Source organism: Mycolicibacterium vinylchloridicum, assembly GCF_013404075.1.
GTDB classification, from domain to species: Bacteria; Actinomycetota; Actinomycetes; order Mycobacteriales; family Mycobacteriaceae; genus Mycobacterium; species Mycobacterium vinylchloridicum.
This window is the reverse complement of the sequence record NZ_JACBJQ010000190.1, coordinates 1-1,076: the sequence shown is the minus strand read 5'-3', so window position 1 is coordinate 1,076 and position 1,076 is coordinate 1. Positions and strand designations below refer to the sequence as shown.

Here is a 1,076-nt window from a genome sequence, read left to right as displayed (position 1 = left end):
TGTACCTGGCCATCAGGTTGGTCACAGTCTGCTGATGGGCGGTAGGCCTCCGAGTGCGCTGTGACGGCGTTGAGTGTTGTAGACGGTTAGCCATGGCGCAAGGGCTTGGGCGCGGTCGTCGTTGGAGTTGAAGGCTTGCCGGTAGGCCCATTCGGTTTGCAAGGTCCGGTTGTAGCGCTCAGCCTTTCCGTTCTGCCACGGGCAGTGCGGGCGGATGAACACATGCCTGGCGCCGAGGCGCTCGACGGCGGTGGCAAAGGCCGCTGATCGGCGGTAGCTGAGGTGGTTGTCAGTGATGACCCGCTCGATGCGGTCGATGCCGTGGGCGGCGAAGTAGTCGGCTGCCCGGGTCAGGAATCCTGCACAGCTGTGGCCTTTTTCGTCGGGCAGGATCTCGGAGTAGGCCAGCCTGGAATGGTCATCGACCATCGAATGCACGTAGTCATAGCCGATGCCACGGCCTCGGACTTCTTCCCGTCGGCCATGGGCGCGCCAGCCGCCGCCGCGGGGAATGCGACCGAGCTTTTTGACATCGACATGCACCAGCTCGCCGGGGTGCTCGCGTTCGTAGCGCACCGCGGTGGCTTTGGAGGCCCGGATGGGAATGCCGGTCATCGGATCACAGTCACGCAGGTAGGGCACTCCGCGCCGGTGCAGCACCCGCGACACGGTGCGAGTCGCTACCCCGAGCTTGACCCCGATCTCCTCAGGGCCGCAGCGGTGGCGTCGCCGCCAGGCCACGATCTGGTTCTCCACCGCCGGTGGAGTCCGGGTGGGCATCGTGTGCGGCCTCGAGGAACGCTCGTGCAAACCGGCTTCACCCTCGGCCTCGTAGCGACTGATCCAGGTGTGCACACACTTGCGCGACAGACCCATTGCCGCAGCAATATGGGCCTTGGCCCACCCGTCTTGATACCGCTGAACCATCAACAGCCGGCCATGAAACGTCGTACGGGCATTACGGTGGGACACGAGAACCTCCGGTGGGAAGTGGGCCTTAGACAAGCCACACCCCACCCGGAGGTTCTCTTCACATCAAGCCAACACGCCTGCTACCAACGTCATGGCCAAGTACA

The 1,076-nt window shown here is 64.1% G+C and carries 1 protein-coding gene; it reads right to left on the bottom strand.

The window, feature by feature from the left end:
• Nucleotides 1-21: 21 nt before the first annotated feature.
• A complete protein-coding gene (locus tag HPC46_RS34490; protein ID WP_179476449.1) occupies nt 22-972 on the bottom strand; it encodes an IS481 family transposase in 951 nt (316 codons plus the stop codon).
• Nucleotides 973-1,076 lie beyond the last annotated feature (104 nt).